The organism is Variovorax sp. CCNWLW225 (assembly GCF_037204045.1).
Lineage (GTDB): Bacteria > Pseudomonadota > Gammaproteobacteria > Burkholderiales > Burkholderiaceae_C > Variovorax.
Genome location: NZ_JBBCBV010000002.1, coordinates 470,748 through 494,177 on the forward strand (window position 1 = coordinate 470,748; position 23,430 = coordinate 494,177).

Here is a 23,430-nt window from a genome sequence, read left to right on the forward strand (position 1 = left end):
CTTCGGGGCTTTTTCTTCGTCTGTACGAGGGCAGGCCCCTGTCCCTCCGGCCTCTCGCCTTCAGGCCGAGAGCGAATTCTTCAGGTCGCTGATGGCGGCCTCGAAATCCGCTTCGCTCTCCAGCCTGCGCATCGGCGGCAACGCGGACAACAATCGCCGGCCATAGCCCATCGCCACCAGGCGGGTGTCGCAGATCGCAAGCACCCCGCAATCGGTTTCGCGCCGAATCAACCGCCCCGCGCCCTGCTTGAGCGCCACGGCCGCCTCGGGCAGCGAATAGTCGCTGAACGAACTGCGGCCCTGCGCTTCGAGCCGCTGCGACCTCGCTTCGACCAGCGGATCGTTCGGCGGAGGAAACGGCAGCTTGTCGATCACCACCAGCTGCAGGGCGTCGCCCGGTGCGTCGAAGCCCTCCCAGAACGATGCCGAGGCCACCAGCACGCAACCCGCACGGCCGCCTTGCGCGCCTTCGCGGAAGCGGTCCATGAGCACGCGCTTGGGCAGTTCGCCCTGCACCAGCACCTCGGGCCGTACGTCGGCTTCGAGTCGCTCCAACTGCTGCTTCATCTCGTCGCCGATGGTGCGCAAGGCACGCAGCGTGGTCGTCAGCACCAGCGTGCGCCCGCCGAGTTCGCTGGCGCCCCGCGCAGCCAGTTGCGCAACCCGTGCGCTGTGAGAAGCATCGTTGGGCTTCGGAAAGGCCCGCGGCACATAGAGCCCCGCTTGGGCGGCATAGTCGAATGGGCTCTGCACCCGCAGCACCTCGGCATCGCCCAGCCCGCACGGCTCGGTGAACCAGCGCAGCGTGGGCTCGTCACCCAGCGTGGCCGAAGTGAAGATCCAGGCGCGCCCGCTGTCTTCCGGCGCCGGGCGGCTGTCTTCCTGTTCTTCGCCATAGGCATCGAGTTCAGGCTCGCCGTGGCTGATCTTGAGCACGCGCGTGCGCATTGCCTCGGCAATGTCGAGCGGCGATTCGACCAGGCGCAATTGCGTACCTACGTCGACCCAGCGCACCGACTCGACCTCGCAAGGCAGCGCGAAACGCGCCGCGCGCTTGGCGAGCTGCTGCGCCCGCTCGTACAGGCGCACGAAGTCGGGCGATATCTCGCTGACGGTATCGAGCCCTTCGGCCGCCATTTCGAATGCATGCTGGAAGTCGTCGAGCGCGCCTTGCCAGATGCCGGGATCGATGCCCTCCGGCGCGGGCCCCACCCAGCGCAGCTTGGTCCCGGGCCACTGCTTGCCGACCGCAAGGCGCAGTTCGCGCGCCGCACGCTCCACGGCCGCTGCCAGTTGCTGCCAATCGACCAGCCCGCGCGCATGCTGCAAGCCCGCGCCGAGCAGATCGCGGGCGAAATCGAGCGCCTGGCCGCTGCCGAGCTGCGCCCCGAGAAACTGCACACCGGTTTCGTTGAGCTGATGGGCCTCGTCGAACACCACCACGCTCACGGTGGGCAACAGTTCCGCCATGCCGGTCTCGCGCACCGCGAGATCCGCAAAGAACAAGTGGTGGTTGATGACCACCACATCGGCGGCCAGCGCCTCGCGCCGTGCCAGGTTCACGTGGCAGGGCTTGAACTGCGGACACTGCGCGCCCAGGCAGTTCTCGCGCGTGGAAGTAATCAGCGGAATGAGCGGCGAGCGCTCGTCCAGACCGGGCAACTCGGCCAGGTCGCCGGTTCGCGTGGCCTTGGACCACTGCTCGATCTTGGCGAGCGTGCGCAGGCTGCCGCGTTCGGGCAGCGACGCGTCGTGGCGCGCAAGGTCGAGCCGGTGCAGGCACAGGTAGCTCGCGCGGCCCTTGAGCAGCGCCGTTCGCACCGGCAGTTCGAGCGCTTCGACCAGGCGCGGCAAGTCGCGGCCGAACAGCTGGTCTTGCAGGGTCTTGGTCGCGGTCGACAGCAGCACGCGTTCGCCGCTCAGCAACGCCGGCACCAGATACGAAAACGTCTTGCCGACGCCGGTGCCGGCCTCCACCACCAGCACGCCGCCGTCTTCGATGGTGCGCGCCACGGCCAGCGCCATTTCGGTTTGTCCCGAACGTTCGCGAAACTGATCGGCGGCACGGGAAAGCGCACCGCCGTGCGCGAAGGCGTCGCGCACCTTGTCCTCGAGTGTGTCGGTCACGCGGGTTCTCTCGGATCGAGCAGGTTTTCGAGCCGCACGATCTGGTCGCGCAACCCGAGGCGGCGCTTCTTCAGGCGCCGCAGCAGGAGTTCGTCTTGCGGCAAGGCCTCGGCCAGGCGGTCGATGGTGGCATCAAGGTCGGCATGCTCGATGCGCAACTCGATCAATTGGCGGGAAAGGGAGTGGAGATTGGAGTCCAACGTGGGCGATGCGAGCGTATTCCGCGCGCACTCGTGTTCACTCGATAATACGTCCTGACACGAATCCACGAGAAGACAGAAAGCGCGCCATTGGCGCATTGCGCTCATGACCCTAGGCTTTCGACTTGCCGCCGCCACAGGCCTCCACAAGGGAGACCGCCCCTACCAGCAGGACCAGGTGCTGATGATGAGCCACCCGCGCGTGCCGGGCTGCATGCTGGGCGTCATTGCCGACGGCATGGGCGGGCGCAGCGGCGGGCGCAAGGCGTCCGACCAGGTGCTGATGACGGCGCGCCAGCTCTTCACCCGCTACCACCCCGACCGCGACAGTTCCACGGCCGTGCTGCGGCAACTGCTGGAAGACGCGCACACGGTCATCAAGCTCACCGCCCTGTCGAGCGAGCAGGAGCCGCACAGCACGCTGGCGGCCTTTCTCATGAACCCCAAGGGCGACTGCGCGTGGATTCATGCGGGCGACTCCCGCATCTATCACTTCCAGGACGGCGAGCTCGTCACGCGCACGCGCGACCACTCGTATGTGCAGGTGCTCATCGACCGCGGCGAAATCAGCGAGGCCGAGGCCAACGTCCATCCCAAGGGCAACATTCTCCTGGGCTGCCTGGGCATGACAACGACTCCGCCACCGATAGAGCCGCACTACATTCCGGCAATGCAGCCTGGCGACCTGCTCATGGCGTGCAGCGACGGGCTCTGGCATTACTTCAGCCCCGAGGAACTGGCCAGCGTGCTGTATGCGGAGCCGCCGCGCGACGCGGTTGAAATTCTCGTGGGCGAGGCGCGCCGCCGCGCCCGGGGTACGGGCGACAACATCTCCATTGCGGTGTTGAAACTCGAAGCGCTGCCAGCCGAAGCCTGACCTCCGACGGCCGAGCGGTGCTCGGCCCCGGCGCCTAACGAGAAGGAGACGACGCCGGCGATGCCGGTGGCGGCGGAGGCAAAGGCGCACCGCGCGGCTTGCTCCGATCGGCGTTCTGCCGTTCGCGGCTGGCCCGGCGCTCCGCGGCCTTCTGCTGCTTGCTCTCGAAGCGCTCGACCTCCGCCGGTGCTTCGGCGCGGCGCTGGGCGGCCTTGGCCTGGTCTTCGGCGTTTGCCCTCTGCTTGGCCTCGAGCTGGCGACGGCGCTCGTCGGCCTCGGCAGCCGTGGCGGCGCGGCTTGCCGCGTGGTCGGCAGCGCGCTGCTCGCGGTCTTTTTGCGCTTGGCGGGACTCGTCCTGCTTCTCGGGCGTGTCTTGCGGGCGCCGCGTGGCGGCCTTCTGGTCGAGCTTTTCGAGCTCGGCGGCACCGCGGCGCTGGCGCTCGATGTCGTTGATGGCCGTTTCCTGCCGTTTGATGTGATCGGTTTCGGTACGGCGGCGCCTGCGGCTGTCGCGCAGGCAGTCTTCGACCGCGAACTTTTGATAGCAGGCGGCGCGCTCCTTTTCGAAGCGTGCCTCGATGGCGGCGCGCTCGGCGGCCAGCCTGCTGCGTTCGGCTTCGAAGTCGGCAGCGCCTGTGGCCGCATTGGACTGCGCCCAGACCGGCAGGCTGCCCAAGCTCATCAGCACGGCGAAAACGATATTTTTCATGTCAGTCGAGTGTCGACGATCCGGCGCTCCAGGGAGAGGAATTCGCTCGATTGCATTTCGGTGAGCCTTGAAACCGTGCGCGGAAATTCATGCGCCAGCGGTCCCTCGGTATACAACGCCTCCGGCGCCACCTCAGCCGACATGATGAGCTTGACACGCCGGTCGTACAAGACGTCGACGAGCCAGGTGAAACGGCGTGCCTCGGAAGCCATGCGAACCGGCATGTGCGGCACGTCGGAGAGCAGCACCGTGTGGAACTGGCTGGCTATTTCGAGATAGTCGTTCTGCGAGCGCGGTCCGCCGCAGAGCGTCTTGAAGTCGAACCAGACCACGCCGCCAGCCTTGCGCCTTGCCCGGATCTCGCGCTGCTCGATGTGAAGGATCGGGTTTTCGTCGGCCGTTTCGGCCAGCTTGTCGAAAGCCTTGCGCATTTCCTTCTCGGCCGCCGCATCGTTGGGCGTGAGGTACATGCGCAGTTGCTCGAGCGTGCGGCGCCGGTAGTCGGTGCCGTTGTCCACGCTCAGCACTTCGAGCTTTTCGTTCAGCAGTGCAATCGCAGGCAGGATGCGGTCGCGATGCAACCCGCCGGGGTAGAGGTCGTCGGGCCTGAAATTGGAGGTGGTGACAAAGCCCACGCCGTTCTCGAACAGCGACACCAGCAGCCGATGAAGAATCATCGCGTCGGTGATGTCCGCGACGTGGAACTCGTCGAAGCAGATCAGCTTGTAGCGCTTGGAAATACGCAGTCCAAGCTCGTCGAGCGGATTGACCGTGCCCTGCAGCTCGCGCAGCTCGCGGTGCACCTCGCGCATGAACTCGTGAAAGTGCAGGCGCGTCTTGCGACGCAGCGGCACGGCGTTGAAGAACAAGTCCATCAGGAAGCTCTTGCCCCGCCCGACGCCGCCATACATGTAGACGCCGCGCGGGAGCTCCGGTCGATTGATGAACTTCTTCAGCGCGTTGGAGCGCTGGGCCTTGTAGCCGGCCCACTCCCGCGCGCAGCGATCCAGCGCCTCCACGGCGCGCAGTTGCGCGGGGTCGCTCTGGAACCCGCGCACCGCGAGTTCCGCCTCATAGGCCTCTTTGACGCTGGTCAATGGATCAGAAATTCAGCGTACGCTTGTCCACGGCAAGTGCCGCTTCCTTCGTGGCTTCCGACAGCGACGGGTGCGCGTGGCAGATGCGTGCGATGTCTTCGGCACTGGCCTTGAACTCCATGGCCACCACGGCTTCGGAGATCAGCTCGCTGGCTTGCGGGCCCACGATGTGCACGCCGAGGATCTCGTCCGTTGCGGCATCGGCCAGGAACTTGACCATGCCGGTTGTGTCGCCCAGCGCGCGTGCGCGGCCGTTCGCCAGGAACGGGAAGGTACCGGCCTTGTAAGCGCGGCCCGCGGCCTTGAGCTGCTGCTCGGTCTGGCCGACCCACGCGATCTCGGGGCTGGTGTAGATGACCCACGGAACCGTGTTGAAGTTGACGTGGCCGTGCTGGCCCGCAATGCGCTCGGCGACGGCAACGCCCTCTTCCTCGGCCTTGTGCGCGAGCATCGGGCCGCGAACCACGTCGCCGATGGCCCACACGTTGGGCAGGCTCGTCTTGCAGTCGTCGTCCACGGCAATGGCGCCGCGTTCGTCCAGCTTCAGGCCCACGGCTTCGGCGTTCAGGCCGATGGTGTTGGGCACGCGGCCGATCGAAACGATCAGCTTGTCGACTTCCAGCGTCTGGGCTTCGCCCTTGGCGTTCGTCCAGGCAACGCTCACGCCCTTCTTCGACGACTTGATCTCGCCGACCTTGACGCCGAGTTCGATCTTGAGCTTCTGCTTGTCGAAGGCCTTCTTGGCTTCCTTGGCGATCTGCTCGTCCACCGCGCCGAGGAAAGTCGGCAGCGCTTCGAGCACCGTGACTTCGGCGCCAAGACGGCGCCACACCGAGCCCATCTCCAGGCCAATGACGCCTGAGCCGATCAGGCCCAGCTTCTTGGGCACCGCGCCGATGCGCAGCGCGCCGTCGTTCGAGAGAATGTTCTCTTCGTCGAAAGGCGTGCCGGGCAATGCGCGGGCGTTGGAGCCCGTCGCCACGATGATGTGCTTGCCGCTGATCGATTCTTCGGCGGCGCCTGCCACCTTGATCTCATAGCCGGTTTCGTCGGTTTTCACGAACGAGCCGCGGCCATGGAAGAAGCTGATCTTGTTCTTCTTGAACAGGTACAGGATGCCGTCGTTGTTCTGCTTCACGACCTGGTCCTTGCGGGCCAGCATCTTGTCGATGTCCAGGCCCAGGCCCTCGACCTTGATGCCGTGGTCGGCAAAGTGGTGGCCAGCCTGCTCGAAGTGCTCCGACGATTGCAGCAGCGCCTTCGACGGAATGCAGCCGACGTTGGTGCAGGTGCCGCCCGGTGCCGGGCCGCCCTTGCCGTTCTTCCACTCGTCGATACACGCGACGTTGAAGCCGAGTTGCGCGGCGCGAATGGCGGCAATGTAGCCGCCGGGGCCGCCGCCGATGACGATGACGTCGAATTGTTTGTTTGCCATCTGATCAGTCTCCTCAGATGTCGAACAACAGACGCGACGGATCTTCCAGCGCTTCCTTCATGGCGACCAGGCCCAGCACGGCTTCGCGGCCGTCGATGATGCGGTGGTCATAGCTCATGGCAAGGTAGTTCATCGGGCGGATGACGATCTGGCCGTTCTCGACCACGGCGCGGTCCTTGGTGGCGTGCACGCCGAGGATCGCGGACTGGGGCGGGTTGATGATTGGCGTCGAAAGCATCGAGCCGAAGGTGCCGCCGTTCGAGATGGAGAACGTGCCGCCGGTCATCTCTTCGATGCCGAGCTTGCCGTCTTGCGCCTTCTTGCCGTATTCGGCGATCTTCTTCTCGATGTCGGCAAAGCTCATCTGGTCGGCATTGCGCAGGATGGGCACCACCAGGCCGCGCGGCGAACCGACGGCAATACCGATGTCGAAGTAGCCGTGGTACAGGATGTCGTTGCCGTCGACCGAGGCGTTGATCACCGGGTACTTCTTCAGCGCATGCACCGCGGCCTTCACGAAGAAGCTCATGAAGCCGAGCTTCACGCCGTGTTCCTTGGTGAAGCTGTCCTGGAAGCGCTTGCGCAGTTCCATCACGGGCGCCATGTTCACTTCGTTGAAGGTCGTGAGGATGGCGTTGGTCGATTGCGATTGCAGCAGGCGCTCGGCAATGCGGGCGCGCAGGCGGCTCATCGGCACGCGCTGCTCTGGGCGTTCGCCCAGGTCGGCCGCGCCGCTGGGTGCGGAAACTTGCGGCAGCGCAGGCTTGGCGGCCGGTGCGGCCACGGTGGCGGCGGGCTTGGCACCCGAAGCCACGGCGCCGAGCACGTCGCCCTTGGTCACGCGGCCGTCCTTGCCGGTGCCGGCCACGTCGCTGGTCTTCAGGTTGTTGTCGGCCAGCAGCTTGGCGGCGGCGGGCATGGCAACGTCCGACTTCGAACCGCCGGCGGCTGCGGCAGCGGCCGCAGGGGCCGGTGCAGCGGCGGGCGCCGGAGCTGCTGCTGCAGCGGGCGCTGCCGCGGGTGCGGCGGCCGCGCCCTTGCCTTCGGTGTCGATCTTCGCGATCAGCTGATCGGCCACCACGGTGGCGCCATCGGGCTGCACGATTTCAGCCAGCACGCCGGCCGAGGGCGCGGGCACTTCGAGCACAACCTTGTCGGTTTCGATCTCGATCAGGATTTCATCGACGGCGACGGCTTCGCCGGCCTTCTTCTTCCAGGTGAGCATGGTGGCTTCGGCCACGGATTCGGAAAGCTGGGGGACTTTGACTTCTACGATAGACATTTGGAGTGAGCTCCGTTTTGTTCTTGAGGGTGTTCGTGTGAAAAGAGGCTTTTGATTACTTGGTCAGCACGAAGCCCTTGAGCTTGCCAAATGCGCCATCGACCAGCGCCTTCTGCTGTTCCTGGTGCAGGTGCGAGTAACCCACCGCCGGCGATGCCGAAGCGGCACGGCCGGAGTAGCCGAGCTTCTGGCCTTCCTGCATGTTTTCGTGGATGTAGTGCTGCACGAAGAACCAGGCACCCTGGTTCTGCGGCTCGTCCTGGCACCAGACCACGTCGACGAGATTCGGGTACTTCTTGATCTCGGCGGCAAAGGCCTTGTGCGGGAACGGATAGAGCTGCTCGACGCGGATGATGGCCACGTCGTCGTTGCCCTGCTCTTCGCGCTTCTTGGACAGGTCGTAGTAGACCTTGCCCGAGCAGGCGATCAGGCGCTTGACCTTCTCTGCCTTCAGGCCCTTGCTGTCGGGAATGACCGTCTGGAAGCTGCCCTTGGTGAACTCGGACAGCGGCGACGTTGCATCCTTGTTGCGCAGCAGCGACTTGGGCGTGAGGATGACCAGCGGCTTGCGCAGGTTGCGCACCATCTGGCGGCGCAGCACGTGGAAGATCTGGCTGGCCGTGGTCGGCTGCACCACCTGCATGTTGGTGTCTGCGCTCAGCTGCATGAAGCGCTCCAGGCGTGCCGAGCTGTGCTCGGGGCCCTGGCCTTCGTAGCCGTGCGGCAGCATCATGGTCAGGCCGTTGACGCGGCCCCACTTCACTTCGCCCGAGGCGATGAACTGGTCGATCACCACTTGCGCGCCGTTCACGAAGTCGCCGAACTGGGCTTCCCAGATGACGAGCGTGTTCGGGTCGTTCGAGGCGTAGCCGTATTCGAACGCGAGCACCGCTTCTTCCGACAGGATGGAGTCGATGACAACGAACGGTGCCTGGTTTTCAGCCACGTTCTGCAGCGGCGTGTAGGTGCCTTCGTCGAACTTCTCGCGGTTCTGGTCGTGCAGCACGGCGTGGCGGTGCGTGAACGTGCCGCGGCCGCAGTCTTCGCCCGACAGGCGAACCGGGTAGCCGCTGGCCACCAGCGAGGCAAACGCCATGTGCTCGCCCATGCCCCAGTCGACGTTCACGTCGCCGCGGCCCATGGCGGCGCGGTCGTCCAGCACCTTCTTCACGAGCGGGTGCACCGTGAAGCCGGCCGGCACCGTGGTGATCTTCTCGGCCAGGCGCTTCCACTCGCTGGACGGAATGGCCGTGTCGCCGGCATCGGTCCACTTCTTGTTGAGGTAGGGGCTCCAGTCGACCGCGTACTTGCTCTTGAAGTTGGTGAGCACCGGGTCGATGGTGTTCTTGCCTTCGTCGAAGGCGGCACGCTGCGCCTTGACCATGTCGTCGCCGAGCGTGTCGCCAAGGCCCTGAGCGGCCAGCTTGTCGGCGTACAGCTTGCGCGTGCCGGGGTGCTGGGCGATCTTCTTGTACATGAGCGGCTGCGTGAGCGAGGGGGTGTCCTGCTCGTTGTGGCCCAGCTTGCGGAAGCAGACGATGTCCACGACCACGTCCTTCTGGAACTCCATGCGGAATTCAAGGGCGAGCTGGGTTGCCAGCACCACGGCTTCCGGGTCGTCGCCGTTCACGTGCAGCACCGGCGCCTCGATCATCTTGACGATGTCCGAGCAGTACAGCGTCGAGCGGCTGTCGCGCGGGTCGCTGGTGGTGAAGCCGATCTGGTTGTTGATGACGATGTGCACCGTGCCGCCGGTGAAGTAGCCGCGCGTTTCCGCCAGCGCCAGCGTTTCCATCACCACGCCCTGGCCCGCGAAGGCCGCGTCGCCGTGCACCAGCACGGGCAGCACCTGCTTGCCCTGCGGGTCGGCGCGGCGGTCCATGCGCGAACGCACGGAGCCTTCGACCACGGGGTTCACGATTTCAAGGTGCGAGGGGTTGAACGCAAGGCTCAGGTGTACCGGGCCGCCGGGGGTGGTCACGTCCGAGCTGAAGCCCTGGTGGTACTTGACGTCGCCGCTCGGCAGATCTTCAGGTGCGGTGTGGTCGAACTCGGCAAACAGGTCGGCCGGCAGCTTGCCCAGCGAATTGACCAGCACGTTCAGGCGGCCGCGGTGGGCCATGCCGATCACGATTTCCTGCACGCCCTTGATGCCGGCCTGGTTGATGAGCTCGTCCATCGAGACGATGAAGCTCTCGCCGCCTTCGAGGGAAAAGCGCTTCTGGCCCACATACTTGGTGTGCAGGAAGCGCTCGAGGCCTTCGGCCGCGGTCAGGCGGTTCAGCACGTGCTTCTTCTGCTCGGCCGTCAGCTTGGGGTTGGTGCGAGCGCTTTCGAGCTTTTGCTGCCACCAGCGCTTGTGGTTCTGGTCGGTGGTGTACATGTACTCGGCGCCCATGGTGCCGCAGTACGTTTCACGCAGGGCATTGAGCAGGTCGCGCAGCGACATGGTCTCTTTCCCGAAGAAGGTGTTGCTGGTGTTGAACACCGTCTCGAGGTCGGCGTCAGTGAAGCCGTAGAACGAGGGCTCGAGTTCCGGAATGGCCGGGCGCTCGGCGCGCTTCAGGGGGTCGAGGTCGGCCCAGCGGGCGCCGACGTTGCGGTAGGCGGCAATCAGCTGCTGGACAGCGGTGCGCTTGCGGCCGAGTTCGGAATCTGCGCCGCTAGCCTGGACCACGCGGGTGGTGCCCTGCTTGGCACGCTCGGCAAAGGCGTTGATGACCGGCTGGTGCGGCACGTCGCGCGCATTGGTGCCGTCGACGGCGGGTACGTTCTGCAGCGCATCGAAATACGAGCGCCAGTTGTCAGGCACGCTGCCGGGGTTGGCAAGGTAGTTTTCGTACATCTCCTCGACATAGGGCGCATTGCCGCCGAAGAGGTAGGTGTTGCCTTGATAGGCGGTGTACGCCGATGGCGTAGATGAATCGCTCATATTCCGCTGACCTTCGCTTCCCTGAAGGAAGCACTAGCTGGTTAAGAAACCTTCCGCGACACGGCTGAACCGGTTGGCGGATGCGACTGTGGCTGGGGAAGGGCCTGAGTACCTTGGCATTGTGCCACGTCAGACATATGACGGCTCGGCGCAACTTCGCAAGATAGCCCTTGCTCATTCAGTCAGAAGAAAGTAGTTGTTTGATCTGCTGCAGCGTGGAGGGGTCGTCGATGGTGGTCAGGTCGCCCGGGTCGCGCTGCTCGCACACGGCCTGGATGGCCCGCCGCAGCAGCTTGCCGCTGCGGGTCTTGGGTAGCCCATTCACAAAGCGCACGCGCGCCGGCCGTGCCAGGGCCCCGAGCTGGTCGGCCACCACTTTCATGATCTCGCCCTCCAGCTTCAGCGCCGCATCGGCGTCCGTAACGGCTTGGCTGTCTCGCGGCACCACGAAGGCCATGGCCACCTGCCCCTTGAGCGCGTCCGCCACGCCGACCACCGCCACCTCGGCCACGCCCGGGTGACCGGAAATGCTCTCCTCGATCTCGCGCGTGCCAAGGCGGTGGCCGGCCACGTTGATCACGTCGTCGGTGCGGCCGAGGATGTAGAAGTAGCCGTCTTCGTCGCGAATGCCCCAGTCGAAGGTCGAATAGACCATCTTGCCGGGTATGGATTTCCAGTAGGTGTCGACGAAGCGCTTGTCGTCCTTCCACACCGTTTGCATGAAGCCCGGCGGCGTGGGGCCTTCGATCACGACGACGCCCTTCTCGTTGGCGCCGGTCAGTTCCTCGCCGGTGGATTCGTGCAGGATCTTCACGCGGTAGCCGTACATCGGCACGCCGGGGCTGCCGAACTTGCTGGACTTTTTTTCCACGCCGTTGGCAATGGTGATGATCGGCCAGCCAGTTTCGGTCTGCCAGTAGTTGTCGATGATCGGCACGCCCAGTCCGTCGGCAATCCACCGCGCGGTGGGCTCGTCGAGCGGCTCGCCCGCCAGGAAGAGCGCGCGCAGGCTCGACAGGTCGTATTTTTTCAGCAGCGCCGGGTCTTGCTTCCTGAGCACGCGCACCGCGGTGGGCGCGCTGAACATCACGGTCACCCTGTACTTCTCGACCAGGCGCCACCAGATGCCGCCGTCAGGCTGCTTGTCGATGCCCTGCGTGGGGAGGCCCTCGTACATCAGGGTGGCCATGCCGCCGATCAGCGGCCCATAGACGATGTAGCTGTGGCCCACCACCCAGCCGATGTCGCTGGTCGAAAAATAGGTTTCGCCCGGCCGTCCGTCGAAGATGTGCTTCATGCTGGCGGCCAGCGCCACCGCATAGCCGCCGACATCGCGCTGCACGCCCTTCGGCTTGCCGGTGGTGCCGCTCGTGTAGATGGTGTAGCTGATGTCCGTGGCGGCCAGCCAGGTACACGGCACTTCGGTGCCGCCGTGCTTCAGGTTCAGCTCCGCCGCCAGATGGTCGCGGCCGGCGGTGAGCGTCATGGGGGCCAGGCCGCGGTCGGTGAGCAGCACGGCCGCCGGCTTGTGCTTCGAAATCCGGATGGCCTCGTCGAGCAGCGGCTTGTACGCAATGACCTTGCCGCCGCGCGAGCCGGCATCGGCACTCACCACCACCTTGGGTTCTGCGTCCTCGATGCGCGCGGCCAGCGAGCCGCTGGCAAAGCCGCCGAAAACCACGCAGTGGATCGCGCCGATCCGCGCGCACGCCAGCATGGCGAACGCGGCTTCAGGAATCATCGGCATATAGATGAGCACCCGGTCACCCTTGCCCACTCCCAACTCGACCAGGCTGGCCGCGGTGCGCTGCACCTCGGCATGCAGTTCGCGGAAGCTGTAGGTTCTTTCAGTGCCGGTTTCGGTCGACACGAAGATCAACGCGGGTTGGTCTCCACGTGCGGCCAGGTGCCGGTCGACCGCGTTGTGGCACAGGTTGGTGGTTCCACCCACGAACCAGCGGGCAAATGGCGGCTCGCTGGCGTCCAAAACCTGGGCCGGCGGCGTCTTCCAATCGATCAGCCTGGCCTGCTCGGCCCAGAACGCCTCCGGCGCATCCACCGACTGGCGATAGAACTCTTCGTAGCGGCTCATCTGCGATGTCTCCTGGTTATGGAAATCAGTTCCGGCGATCAGCGCCGCCTAAAACTGAATTCATAATTATGGAGATCGATCTTGCAGCAAGCTGACGCGCCGGACAATCAGGTGTCGCCCGCGTCGCCCCGGCCCCGGCGCGCTCGGGGCCGAACGCAAAGTCGTTATCGAATGATCTTCAGCAGCTCGGGGAATGCCGGGTGCTCGGCCGTGCGCAGCCACTCGAACCCGACCATCTCGGTGGTCACCAGTTCGGCGCCCGCGCCGGCCAACCGGTCGAAGGCCGCGTCGCGATTGCGCTCGGTGCGAGAGCTGCAGGCGTCGGTCACCACCCAAACTTCGAATTCGTCTTCCAGAAGATCGAGTGCGGTCTGCAGCAGGCATACATGCGCCTCGCAGCCGGCAACCACGATGGTGTTGCGCTCTTCGGCTGCGGCAGCAGGCTTCTGCAGGTGCTTCGGCAGGCTGCGGGCATTGCCCTGCGGCGCCTTTGGCGGCACGCGCAGCCATTCGCCAAGGCCCTCCTCCATGCCGCTGAAATGCATCTTGGGCAAGGTTCGCTGGTACAGCGCGCGAATGTCGGGCACGGTTTCGCCAAGCTTCGACGGGTTGTGCTCGGTGCCCCAGACCGGCACTTCGAGCAGGCGCGCCATCTTGCCCAGGCGTACGGCGTTCTGCGACACGGCATCGGCCTCGAAGATCGCAGGCATCAGTTGCGCCTGGTAGTCGATCAGCACGAGTTGGGATTGCGAGGCGTCGAGCAGCATGAACTGATTCTTTCAGATGAAAATTGATTGGGCTAGACCGTACCACCGAAAAGCCTTGCACCTAGACTCCGCTGGATGCGGATCTTTTACTGGCGCCTTTCGGCGCGGCGCCCTCTCTTGCTGCTGAGTTTTTGCGCCGTGCTCCTGGTCTCCGGCTGCGGCGGCATGCGAACGGCCAACACGCCGCTGGAGAGCACGCTCGAAAAGAGCAGCTGCACGGTGAACGCGGACACGCTGCTGGTGCTGCTGCCCGGCGCCTATTCGCACCCGAACGAATTCACGCGCGAAGGTTTCGTCAAGGCACTGGGCGACAACAGGCTTGCGGTGGACGCCATGCTGGTCGATGCGCACCTCGGCTATTACAACAACAAGACCATTCTCGACCGACTGAGCAAGGACGTGATGGCACCGGCACGCAGCAAGGGCTACAAGTCGATCTGGATCGTCGGCATTTCCGTCGGCGGTTTCGGTGGGCTGCTCTATGCGCAAACCCACCCCGGCGAACTAGCCGGCCTAGTGGCCATCGCGCCTTATCTGGGGGAACGCGCGCTCAGCCTGGACATCGCCAATGCAGGCGGCGTGGCCCGCTGGACCGGGCCGCTGGACGCTCCGCCAGGCAGCGACCCGCGAACGCCGAGCGAAACGCAGCTTTGGCAATGGCTGCGCGGCTACGTCGGCCACAGCGCCACGTTCGGCGCGCGCCCGCCGCTTTACCTGGGCTACGGCATCGACGACCGCTTTGCCTTCAGCCACCGGCTGCTGGCCGCGGCGCTGCCGGAGGGCCGCGTGTTCACGACCGAGGGCGGCCATGACTGGCCCGAGTGGATGCGGCTCTGGCGCCGCATGCTGCCCACGCTGCCTCTGCCGGGGTGCCCCGGCTGAAGAGCAAACTCAATTCGGCCGCAGGCGCAGCAGCTTGCCGTCGGATTCGTCGGTCAGCACATAGAGCAAACCGTCCGGGCCCTGCTTCACGTCGCGGATGCGCGCCCTGCCGTCGGCCAGGAGCTTGTGCTCGGCAGCCACTTTGCCGTCCTTCAGTTCGATGCGGTCGAGGTAGCCGAACTTGAGCGACCCGACGAACAGGTTGCCCTTCCACCCTGCGCCATAGCGGTCGCTGGTCAGAAACGCCATGCCCGATGGCGCAATCGACGGCACCCAGTAGTGCAGCGGCTGCTCCAGGCCGTCCTTGGAGGTGAGGCCGTCGCCGATCTTGCCGCCGCCGTAGTTTTCGCCATAGGTGATCACCGGCCAGCCGTAGTTGCGGCCGGCCTGCGGCACATTGATTTCGTCGCCGCCTTGCGGACCATGCTCCGTCATCCAGAAACGGCCGTCGGGCGCAAGCGCCGCGCCCTGGCCGTTGCGGTGGCCGTAGCTCCAGATCTCGGGCAGCGTACCCGCCCTGCCGACGAACGGGTTGTCCTTGGGCACGGTTCCGTCTTTCGCGATGCGCACGACCTTCCCGATATGGCTGTCGAGCCTCTGCGCGTCTTCCTTGCGGCTGTACCGATCGCCGAGCGTGAGAAACAGCGTGCCGTCTCGCGCCTCGACGATGCGGCAGCCGAAGTGGTTGCGGCTGGCCACCTTGGGTTGCTGGCTGAAGATGATGCGCAGGTTCTCCAGCTTCGCGGCGTCTTCAGAAAGCTGTGCGCGTGCCAGCGCAGTACCGTTGACCGAGCCCCCTGCCTGGGGTTCGGAAAAACAGAAGTACAGCGTGCGGTTCTTTTCGAAGCCTGAATCCGCCAGCACGTCGAGCAGGCCACCCTGGCCGCCGGCCGCAATCGCGGGCAGCCCGGTCACTGGGGGGCTGATTTTTCCGTCCGCGGCAATCACCCGCAAACGACCGGCGCGCTCGGTCACCGCGAACCGGCCATCCGACAAGAAGGCGACGCCCCATGGATTCTCGAGACCTGACGAAATGATCTCAGGGCGTATCTGCGCTACAACGGTGCCCGCGAACGCCAACCCCGCCAAAACAGCTGCGCGGCCCATAGGCCGAAAGTTTGATCCAATTTGCAGATTCATGAATTTTGCGGGAAGTTGGAGCGTTGTTGCGGGATTTTGTCGATCAAATACGATCCATTGGCCGATTCACCTTTGGGGCGAAGGTTCATTTACGGGCAAACGCTTATGGTTCATAAAGGTCCGCCGTTACATTTTTTCTTCAGCCGAATCGAAAAATTTCAAGCAAATCAATCATTTGGAGATACATTCGCCAATTCAGATGAGGTTGACATAACCGCGCGTCATCAATATCCTACGCGCCATGCGTTTTTTCGTCCTACCCGCTTCCCTCCTGTTTGCCGTCGCCGTCCAGGCCGCTCCTCAACAGGACCGAACCGATGACGAACTGGCCCGCCTCCTTGCCGACAAGGGCCTGATCGGACAACTTCAGCAGGTTCGCCAAACCGTCACCGAACGGACTTCCGATCTGGTGGTTACCGCCATCGGCTTCCTTGGCGTCCCATATCGCCGTGGCGGCAACTCGGCGGAATCCGGTTTCGATTGCAGCGGCTTCGTTCGCGCCATGTACAACCAGACGGTTGGCCACCTCCTGCCCCGCCGCGCCGAAGAACAAGCCGCCGCTACCGAAAAGATCGACCGCAGCCAGCTCAAGCCCGGCGATCTCGTTTTCTTCAACACCATGCGCCGCGCCTTCAGCCATGTCGGCATCTATGTCGGCGAAGGCAAGTTCATCCATTCGCCGCGCACGGGCGCCCAGGTGCGGGTGGAAGACATGAACGGCAGCTACTGGAGCCGCCGCTTCGACGGAGCCCGCCGCGTGCTTGGCGGCGCCCCCAATGAAGACGTCAAGGCCGCGGCCACCGCCGCGACCCGCTCCGGCGACTGATCCGCCTGCCCTTCAAGGCCATAAAAAAATCCCGCCGCGGCGGGATTTTTTGTGTCCGCTCCGATTATCCGGAGCGGCTCAACCGGCTCGTCAGGCCTTTTTTGCCGGCGGCAGGTCGGTACAGGTACCGTGCGCCACCTCGGCCGCCATGCCGATGCTTTCGCCCAGGGTCGGGTGCGGGTGAATGGTCTTGCCGATGTCGATCTCGTCGGCGCCCATTTCAATGGCCAGCGCAATTTCGCCGAGCATGTCGCCGGCGTGCGTGCCCACGATGCCGCCGCCGAGGATGCGGTGCGTCTCGGCGTCGAACAGCAGCTTGGTGAAGCCTTCGTCGCGGCCGTTGGCAATGGCACGGCCTGAAGCGCTCCACGGGAAGTGGCCCTTCTTGATCTTGATGCCTTCCGCCTTGGCCTGGTCTTCCGTGAGGCCGACCCATGCCACCTCGGGATCGGTATAGGCCACGCTCGGGATCACCCTGGCATTGAAGGCGGCGCTGGAAAGCTCCTTGTCGCCCTTCTGCTCACCGGCAATCACCTCTGCCGCCACGTGCGCCTCGTGCACCGCCTTGTGCGCCAGCATGGGTTGGCCCACGATGTCGCCGATGGCGAAGATGTGGGGCACGTTGGTGCGCATCTGGATATCGACCGGAATGAAGCCGCGGTCGCTCACCGCCACGCCCGCCTTCTCGGCGCCGATCTTCTTGCCGTTGGGGCTGCGGCCCACGGCCTGCAGCACCAGGTCGTACACCTGCGGTTCCTTCGGTGCGTTCTCGCCTTCGAAGGTGACCTTGATGCCCTCTTTCGTGGCTTCAGCGCCGACAGTCTTGGTCTTGAGCATGATGTTGTCGAAGCGCGGCGCATTCATCTTCTGCCACACCTTGACCAGGTCGCGGTCGGCGCCCTGCATCAGTCCGTCGAGCATTTCGACCACGTCGAGGCGCGCGCCCAGCGTCGAATACACCGTACCCATCTCCAAGCCGATGATGCCGCCGCCCAGGATCAGCATGCGCTTGGGATCCGTGCCCATTTCGAGCGCGCCGGTGGAGTCGACCACGCGCGGGTCGTTCTTCGGCATGAACGGCAGGCTCACGGCCTGCGAACCGGCCGCGATGATGGCGTTGCGGAACTTGACGGTCTGCTTCTTGCCGGTGGTGTCCCAGCTGGTGCCGGACGTCTCGTCCACTTCCAGGTGGTAGGGGTCGATGAAGTTGCCGACGCCGCGCAGGACCGTCACCTTGCGCATCTTGGCCATGGCCGTGAGGCCGCCGGTGAGCTTGCCCACCACCTTGTTCTTGTGGCCGAGCAGCTTGGCGCGGTCGACCGTGGGCGCGGCAAAGCTCACGCCCAGGTCGGCGAAGTGCTTGACCTCGTCCATGACCGACGCAACATGCAGCAATGCCTTCGACGGAATGCAGCCCACGTTGAGGCACACGCCGCCCAGCGTGGCATAGCGCTCGATCAGCACCACCTTCAGGCCCAGGTCGGCAGCGCGGAATGCGGCCGAATAGCCGCCAGGGCCGGCGCCGAGCACGACGACGTCGCACTCGACATCGACCTTGCCACCGTAGGTGGAAGCGGCGGGCGCTGCGGCCGGCACGGGTGCCGGAGCCGCCTTGGGAGCGGGCGCCGCGGCGGCTGGCGCAGGAGCGGCTGCCGCGGGCGCGGGCGCGGGCGCTGCGGCACCGTCCACCTCCAGCGTCAGCACCACGGAGCCTTCCTTGACCTTGTCGCCCACCTTGACGGCGAGCGACTTCACCACGCCGGCGGCCGACGATGGAATTTCCATCGAGGCCTTGTCCGACTCGACCGTGATCAGCGACTGCTCGGCCTTGACCGTGTCGCCGACGTTGACCAGCACCTCGATGACCGCGACTTCGTCGAAGTCGCCGATGTCCGGCACCTTGATTTGTTGTTCGCTCATTTGGACACTTTCAGTTTGAGTGTGAGAACGTCGACCGGTGGGGCCGAATTGCGATCGAATTCGCAGGCGGCGGCGATCCCCGCCTCCGCCACGTCGCGCGAGGTGCGCGACTTCATGTCGTACGCCGCGTGCATGGCGCCAAGTGCAAAGCTGCGCCCCGAGCCGATGGCCCAGAACTGCTTGAACTCGAAGACCTCGCGGTAGCTGTAGATGCCATAGATGCCGCTCTGGTTGGCCATCAGCATCGTGAACTGGCTCGACTCGTAGGGCTCATGCTCGTCTTCCTTGGTCTGCATGAAGAACGAGTCCTTCAGCACCGGATGCAGCAGCGTGAAGGTGCGGAAGATCTCGTGCTTGCTGCCGAACAGCAGCGCCTCGCGCGGCTGCGCGGCCAGCGCATGCTGCAGCACCAGAAAGTGCGCAGCAGCCCCGGCCACGGCAAAGAGGCTCTGCCCCGCCGCATCGTCGATGGTGAAGATCTTCTGGTTCGCCTCGGCGCGGTGCGAAAGCCGCGTGTCGCCGAAGGTCACCAGCGAATCCGCCGCCATCGTGACCTGGCCGCCTTTGCGGACGGCCACAACCGTGGTCATAGCAGGATTCGGCGATAGTCCGCGAGCACCTGGCCCAGGTAGGCGTTGAAGCGCGCAGCCAGGGCACCATCGATCACGCGGTGGTCGTAGGACAGCGACAGCGGCAGCGTCAGGCGCGGCACAAACTGCTTGCCGTCCCACACCGGCTTCATCTGGCCCTTGGAGAGGCCGAGGATGGCCACTTCGGGGGCGTTGATGATGGGCGTGAAATGCGTGCCGCCGATGCCGCCGAGCGAGCTGATCGAGAAGCAGCCGCCCTGCATGTCGGCCGAGCCGAGCTTGCCGTCGCGCGCCTTCTTGGCGAGCTCGCCCATTTCGGAGCTGATCTGCAGGATGCCCTTCTTGTCCGCATCCTTCAGCACCGGCACTACGAGCCCGTTGGGCGTGTCGGCCGCAAAGCCGATGTTGTAGTACTGCTTGTAGACGAGCTGGTCGCCGTCGAGGCTGGCGTTGAAGTCAGGGAACTTCTTGAGCGCCGCAACCACCGCCTTGATCACGAAGGCCAGCATCGTGACCTTGATGCCCGACTTTTCGTTTTCCTTGTTGGTGGAGACGCGGAAGGCTTCGAGCTCAGTGATGTCGGCTTCGTCGTTGTTGGTGACGTGCGGAATCATCACCCAGTTGCGGTGCAGGTTGGCACCACTGAGCTTCTTGATGCGCGACAGGTCCTTGCGCTCGACCGCACCGAACTTGGCGAAGTCGACCTTGGGCCATGGAATGAGGCCCAGTGCCGCGCCATCCCCGCTGCCGCCACCGGCGGGTGCCTTGGCTGCGGATGCCTTCGTGCTGGCCTGGCCGCTCATCACGGCCTTGGTGAAGCTCTGGACGTCTTCCTGGGTGATGCGGCCCTTGGGACCGGAGCCCTTGACCTCTTCGAGCGGCACGCCGAGTTCGCGGGCGAACTTGCGCACCGAGGGGGACGCATGCGGCAGCTTGCCGGTGGGCGCCACAGTGGGTTCGTGCGGTGCGGCAGCAGCTGGCGGAGTTGCAGCGGCCGCCGATGGAGCGGCAACCGGAGCTGGCGCACTGGCGGTCGCCGTTGCCGGCGCAGCGGCTGCAGCAGCCTGCGCGGGCGCAGGCGCCGCACCACCTGCGGCGCCTTCCAGCACGGCAATCAGGTCACCGATATTGACCGTGTCGCCCACCTTGACCTTGAGCTCCTTGAGCACGCCCGCAGCCGACGACGGAATTTCCATCGAGGCCTTGTCCGATTCGACAGTGATGAGCGACTGGTCGGCCGCGATCGTGTCGCCGGGTTTCACCAGCAACTCGATGACCGCGACATCCTTGAAATCGCCGATGTCGGGCACCTTGATCTCGAGGGGACCCGAAGCCGCAGGCGCGGCAGCCGGAGCAGGCGCCGCGGCTGCGGGCGCCGGGGCGGCAGCCGCGGGAGCCGGAGCTGCTGCAGGCGCCGAAGCCGGTGCCGCGGCAGACCCTTCGGCCTCGAGCACGAGGACCACGGAGCCCTCTTTCACCTTGCCGCCGACCTCGACCTTGATTTCTTTCACCACACCGGCGGTCGACGACGGAATTTCCATCGACGCCTTGTCCGATTCCACGGTGATGAGCGACTGCTCGGCCTTGACCGTGTCGCCCACCTTCACAAGCACCTCGATCACCGCGACTTCATCGAAATCGCCGATGTCCGGCACCTTCACTTCCACTGCTGCCATATCGTTGTCTCCCGCCGTGAGGCGCCGTTCGTTCGTTGGTTGTTGATGTTCAGGCGTAAAGCGGGTTGACCTTGTCGACATTGATGCCGTACTTCTTGATCGCTTCAACCACCTTGGCCACGGGCACTGTGCCATCTTCGCTCAGCGCCTTGAGCGCGGCCACCACGATGTAGTGGCGGTTGATCTCGAAGTGCTCGCGCAGCTTGTTGCGGAAGTCGCTGCGGCCGAAGCCATCGGTGCCCAGCACCTTGTAGTTGCGGCCCTTCGGAATGAAGGGGCGGATCTGCTCCGCGTAGGCCTTCATGTAGTCGGTCGACGCGATCACCGGGCCGGTGGTCGGCGAGAGCTGCTCGGCCACGAAAGGCACGCGCGGCGTCTGGTCGGGGTGCAGCAGGTTCCAGCGGTCGGCGTCCTGGCCGTCGCGCGTCAGCTCGTTGAAGCTCGGGCAGCTCCACACCGAGGCGGACACGCCCCAATCCTTCTCGAGCAGCTCCTGCGCGGCAAAGCTTTCGCGCAGGATGGTGCCGCTGCCCAGCAGCTGCACCGTGGGTGCCTTGGCCTTGAGCGCGGGGCCCTGCTTCGACAGGTACATGCCCTTGATGATCTGCTCTTCGGTGCCGGGCTGCAGGCCGGGCATCGCGTAGTTCTCGTTGAGCAGCGTCAGGTAGTAATAGACGTTGTCCTGCTTCTCGACCATGCGCTTGAGGCCATGGTGCAGGATCACGCCCACTTCGTGCGCGAAGGTCGGGTCGTAGCTCACGCAGTTAGGAATGGTGTTGGCCAGGATGTGGCTATGGCCATCTTCGTGCTGCAGGCCTTCGCCATTGAGCGTGGTGCGCCCCGACGTGCCGCCCAGCAGGAAGCCGCGCGCCTGCATGTCGCCCGCCGCCCAGGCCAGGTCGCCGATGCGCTGGAAGCCGAACATCGAGTAGTACACGTAGAACGGCACCATGATGCGGTTGTTGGTGCTGTACGAGGTGGCCGCGGCAATCCAGCTGGACATGCCGCCGGCTTCGTTGATGCCTTCCTGCAGGATCTGGCCGGCCTTGTCTTCCTTGTAGTACATGACCTGGTCCTTGTCGACCGGGGTGTACTGCTGGCCTGCGGGGTTGTAGATGCCGATCTGGCGGAACAACCCTTCCATGCCGAAGGTGCGCGCTTCGTCCACAAGAATCGGAACGACGCGCGGGCCCAGCGCCTTGTCGCGCAAGAGCTGCGTCAAGAAGCGCACGTAGGCCTGCGTGGTCGAGATCTCGCGGCCTTCGGCCGTGGGTTCCATCACCGACTTGAAGGTGTCGAGCGAAGGCACCGTGAAGCTTTCATCGGCCTTGGTGCGGCGGTGCGGCAGGTAGCCGCCGAGGGCCTTGCGGCGCTCGTGCAGATACTTCATTTCCGGCGTGTCGTCGGCCGGCTTGTAGAACGGCAGGTCCGCAATCTTGCTGTCCGGAATCGGAATATTGAAGCGGTCGCGGAAGGCCATGATGTCCTCGTCGCTGAGCTTCTTCGTCTGGTGGACGTTGTTCTTGCCCTCGCCGATCTTGCCCATGCCGAAGCCCTTGACCGTCTTGATCAGGAGCACCGTGGGCTGGCCCTTGTGCTTCACGGCCGCGTCGAAGGCCGCGTAGACCTTTTGCGAATCGTGGCCGCCGCGGCGCAGCTGCCAGATATCGTCGTCGCTCATCTTGGACACCATCTCGAGCGTGCGCGGATCGCGGCCGAAGAAGTGCTTGCGAACGTAGGCGCCGTCATTGGCCTTGAAGGCCTGGTAGTCGCCGTCGTTGGTCTCCATCATGATCTTGCGCAGCGCCCCGTCCTTGTCGCGCGCCAAGAGCGGATCCCAGTTGCTGCCCCAGATCAGCTTGATGACGTTCCAGCCCGAGCCGCGGAATTCGCCTTCGAGCTCCTGGATGATCTTGCCGTTGCCGCGCACCGGGCCGTCCAGGCGCTGCAGGTTGCAGTTGATGACGAAGATCAGGTTGTCGAGCCCTTCGCGCGCGGCCAGGCCGATGGCGCCCAGCGATTCGACTTCGTCCATCTCGCCGTCGCCGCAGAACACCCAGACCTTGCGGTTCTCGGTGTTGGCGATGCCGCGGGCGTGCAGGTACTTGAGGAAGCGGGCCTGGTAGATGGCCATCAGCGGGCCGAGGCCCATCGACACGGTCGGAAATTGCCAGAACTCGGGCATCAGCTTCGGATGCGGGTAGCTCGACAGGCCCTTGCCATCGACTTCCTGGCGGAAGTTGAGCAGCTGCTCTTCGGTCAGGCGGCCTTCCAGGTAGGCGCGGGCATAGATGCCGGGCGACACGTGGCCCTGGATGTACAGGCAGTCGCCACCGTGGTTTTCGCTCTCGGCGTGCCAGAAGTGGTTGAAGCCGGCGCCGAACATGTTGGCCAGCGAGGCGAAGGAGCCGATGTGGCCGCCCAGGTCGCCGCCTTCGGGCGGATGATGGCGGTTGGCCTTGACCACCATGGCCATGGCGTTCCATCGCATGTAGGCGCGCAGGCGCTCTTCGATCTCGAGGTTGCCGGGGCAACGCTCTTCCTGGTCAGGCTCCAGGGTGTTGACGTAGGCAGTATTGGCCGAGAAAGGCTTGTCGATGCTGTGCTGCCGCGCATGCTCGAGCAACTGCTCTAGAAGGAAGTGAGCCCGCTCAGGCCCCTCGCTCTGAATAACGGAGGACAGTGCATCCATCCATTCACGGGTCTCCTGGGCGTCCGCGTCGTTCGCGGCCGAGCCGAACAGGTTCTCGGGATTTGCCGACATGCTTGTCTCTCCTATTAGGGCTGTGGCTGTAATTTAAGTGCGGTCTTCGATAAACGCGGGCGAGTTTCGCATAGAAATGCTTCTATTTCAAATGGCGCATATCCATTTCTTAAT

General features: G+C 64.8%; 17 protein-coding genes. 3 read left to right on the forward strand and 14 right to left on the reverse strand.

Annotated elements, in window-relative coordinates:
• Positions 1 to 60: 60 nt before the first annotated feature.
• Both V9L20_RS06830 and V9L20_RS06835 read right to left on the reverse strand, forming a co-directional pair.
• A complete protein-coding gene (locus V9L20_RS06830) occupies positions 61 to 2,127 on the reverse strand; it encodes an ATP-dependent DNA helicase (protein WP_337295986.1) in 2,067 nt (688 codons plus the stop codon).
• A complete protein-coding gene (locus tag V9L20_RS06835; protein WP_126747274.1) occupies positions 2,124 to 2,327 on the reverse strand; it encodes a DUF465 domain-containing protein in 204 nt (67 codons plus the stop codon). Before V9L20_RS06835 ends, V9L20_RS06830 begins: the two co-directional genes overlap by 4 nt.
• Positions 2,328 to 2,433: 106 nt before the next feature.
• Here V9L20_RS06835 and V9L20_RS06840 point away from each other — a divergent pair, with 106 nt between their 5' ends.
• A complete protein-coding gene (locus tag V9L20_RS06840; RefSeq protein WP_157613540.1) occupies positions 2,434 to 3,204 on the forward strand; it encodes a PP2C family protein-serine/threonine phosphatase in 771 nt (256 codons plus the stop codon).
• Between the two features lie 34 nt (positions 3,205 to 3,238).
• On the opposite strand, the gene V9L20_RS06845 is transcribed toward V9L20_RS06840, so the two are convergent.
• The 7 genes from V9L20_RS06845 to V9L20_RS06875 all read right to left on the reverse strand — a co-directional run bounded on the left by V9L20_RS06845 (position 3,239) and on the right by V9L20_RS06875 (position 13,518).
• Positions 3,239 to 3,913 carry a hypothetical protein gene (locus V9L20_RS06845; protein WP_337295987.1) on the reverse strand — a complete coding sequence of 225 codons (675 nt, stop codon included), beginning with the start codon at positions 3,911 to 3,913 and terminating at the stop codon, positions 3,239 to 3,241.
• Positions 3,910 to 5,010, reverse strand: coding sequence for a cell division protein ZapE (gene zapE / locus V9L20_RS06850; protein ID WP_337295988.1), 1,101 nt, complete (start codon positions 5,008 to 5,010; stop codon positions 3,910 to 3,912). Before zapE ends, V9L20_RS06845 begins: the two co-directional genes overlap by 4 nt.
• 4 nt (positions 5,011 to 5,014) lie before the next feature.
• Complete coding sequence (lpdA, locus tag V9L20_RS06855; RefSeq protein WP_157613537.1) at positions 5,015 to 6,445, reverse strand: dihydrolipoyl dehydrogenase; 1,431 nt, start codon at positions 6,443 to 6,445, stop codon at positions 5,015 to 5,017.
• A 13-nt stretch (positions 6,446 to 6,458) separates the two neighbouring features.
• A complete protein-coding gene (gene odhB, locus V9L20_RS06860) occupies positions 6,459 to 7,727 on the reverse strand; it encodes a 2-oxoglutarate dehydrogenase complex dihydrolipoyllysine-residue succinyltransferase (RefSeq protein WP_337295989.1) in 1,269 nt (422 codons plus the stop codon).
• Between the two features lie 55 nt (positions 7,728 to 7,782).
• A complete protein-coding gene (locus V9L20_RS06865; protein WP_258505837.1) occupies positions 7,783 to 10,659 on the reverse strand; it encodes a 2-oxoglutarate dehydrogenase E1 component in 2,877 nt (958 codons plus the stop codon).
• 178 nt (positions 10,660 to 10,837) lie between these two features.
• Positions 10,838 to 12,790 (reverse strand): propionate--CoA ligase, encoded by a 1,953-nt coding sequence (locus tag V9L20_RS06870; RefSeq protein WP_337296129.1) that lies wholly within the window; start codon positions 12,788 to 12,790, stop codon positions 10,838 to 10,840.
• A gap of 125 nt (positions 12,791 to 12,915) precedes the next feature.
• Positions 12,916 to 13,518: an isochorismatase family protein gene (locus tag V9L20_RS06875; RefSeq protein WP_258505836.1), complete on the reverse strand. Its 603-nt coding sequence runs from the start codon at positions 13,516 to 13,518 to the stop codon at positions 12,916 to 12,918.
• Between the two features lie 75 nt (positions 13,519 to 13,593).
• Between V9L20_RS06875 and V9L20_RS06880 the strand changes: the two genes are divergently transcribed.
• A complete protein-coding gene (locus V9L20_RS06880) occupies positions 13,594 to 14,400 on the forward strand; it encodes an alpha/beta hydrolase (RefSeq protein ID WP_443098550.1) in 807 nt (268 codons plus the stop codon).
• A gap of 9 nt (positions 14,401 to 14,409) precedes the next feature.
• Here V9L20_RS06880 and V9L20_RS06885 read toward each other — a convergent pair whose 3' ends face one another.
• Entirely contained in the window at positions 14,410 to 15,507 is a 1,098-nt protein-coding gene (locus tag V9L20_RS06885) for a PQQ-dependent sugar dehydrogenase (protein WP_337295991.1), read from the reverse strand.
• Positions 15,508 to 15,781: 274 nt separating this feature from the next.
• Here V9L20_RS06885 and V9L20_RS06890 point away from each other — a divergent pair, with 274 nt between their 5' ends.
• Positions 15,782 to 16,366 (forward strand): C40 family peptidase, encoded by a 585-nt coding sequence (locus V9L20_RS06890; protein WP_337295992.1) that lies wholly within the window; start codon positions 15,782 to 15,784, stop codon positions 16,364 to 16,366.
• Between the two features lie 90 nt (positions 16,367 to 16,456).
• On the opposite strand, the gene lpdA (V9L20_RS06895) is transcribed toward V9L20_RS06890, so the two are convergent.
• Genes lpdA (V9L20_RS06895) through aceE form a run of 4 tightly spaced genes read right to left on the reverse strand, consistent with a single transcriptional unit; the run spans position 16,457 to position 23,316 of the window.
• Positions 16,457 to 18,286 (reverse strand): dihydrolipoyl dehydrogenase, encoded by a 1,830-nt coding sequence (lpdA, locus tag V9L20_RS06895; RefSeq protein ID WP_337295993.1) that lies wholly within the window; start codon positions 18,284 to 18,286, stop codon positions 16,457 to 16,459.
• Positions 18,283 to 18,876 carry an MFS transporter gene (locus V9L20_RS06900; RefSeq protein ID WP_126747261.1) on the reverse strand — a complete coding sequence of 198 codons (594 nt, stop codon included), beginning with the start codon at positions 18,874 to 18,876 and terminating at the stop codon, positions 18,283 to 18,285. The genes lpdA (V9L20_RS06895) and V9L20_RS06900 overlap by 4 nt, the downstream gene beginning before the upstream one ends.
• Positions 18,873 to 20,552, reverse strand: coding sequence for a dihydrolipoyllysine-residue acetyltransferase (gene aceF, locus V9L20_RS06905; protein WP_337295994.1), 1,680 nt, complete (start codon positions 20,550 to 20,552; stop codon positions 18,873 to 18,875). Before aceF ends, V9L20_RS06900 begins: the two co-directional genes overlap by 4 nt.
• Positions 20,553 to 20,601: 49 nt before the next feature.
• A complete protein-coding gene (gene aceE, locus V9L20_RS06910; protein WP_337295995.1) occupies positions 20,602 to 23,316 on the reverse strand; it encodes a pyruvate dehydrogenase (acetyl-transferring), homodimeric type in 2,715 nt (904 codons plus the stop codon).
• Positions 23,317 to 23,430 lie beyond the last annotated feature (114 nt).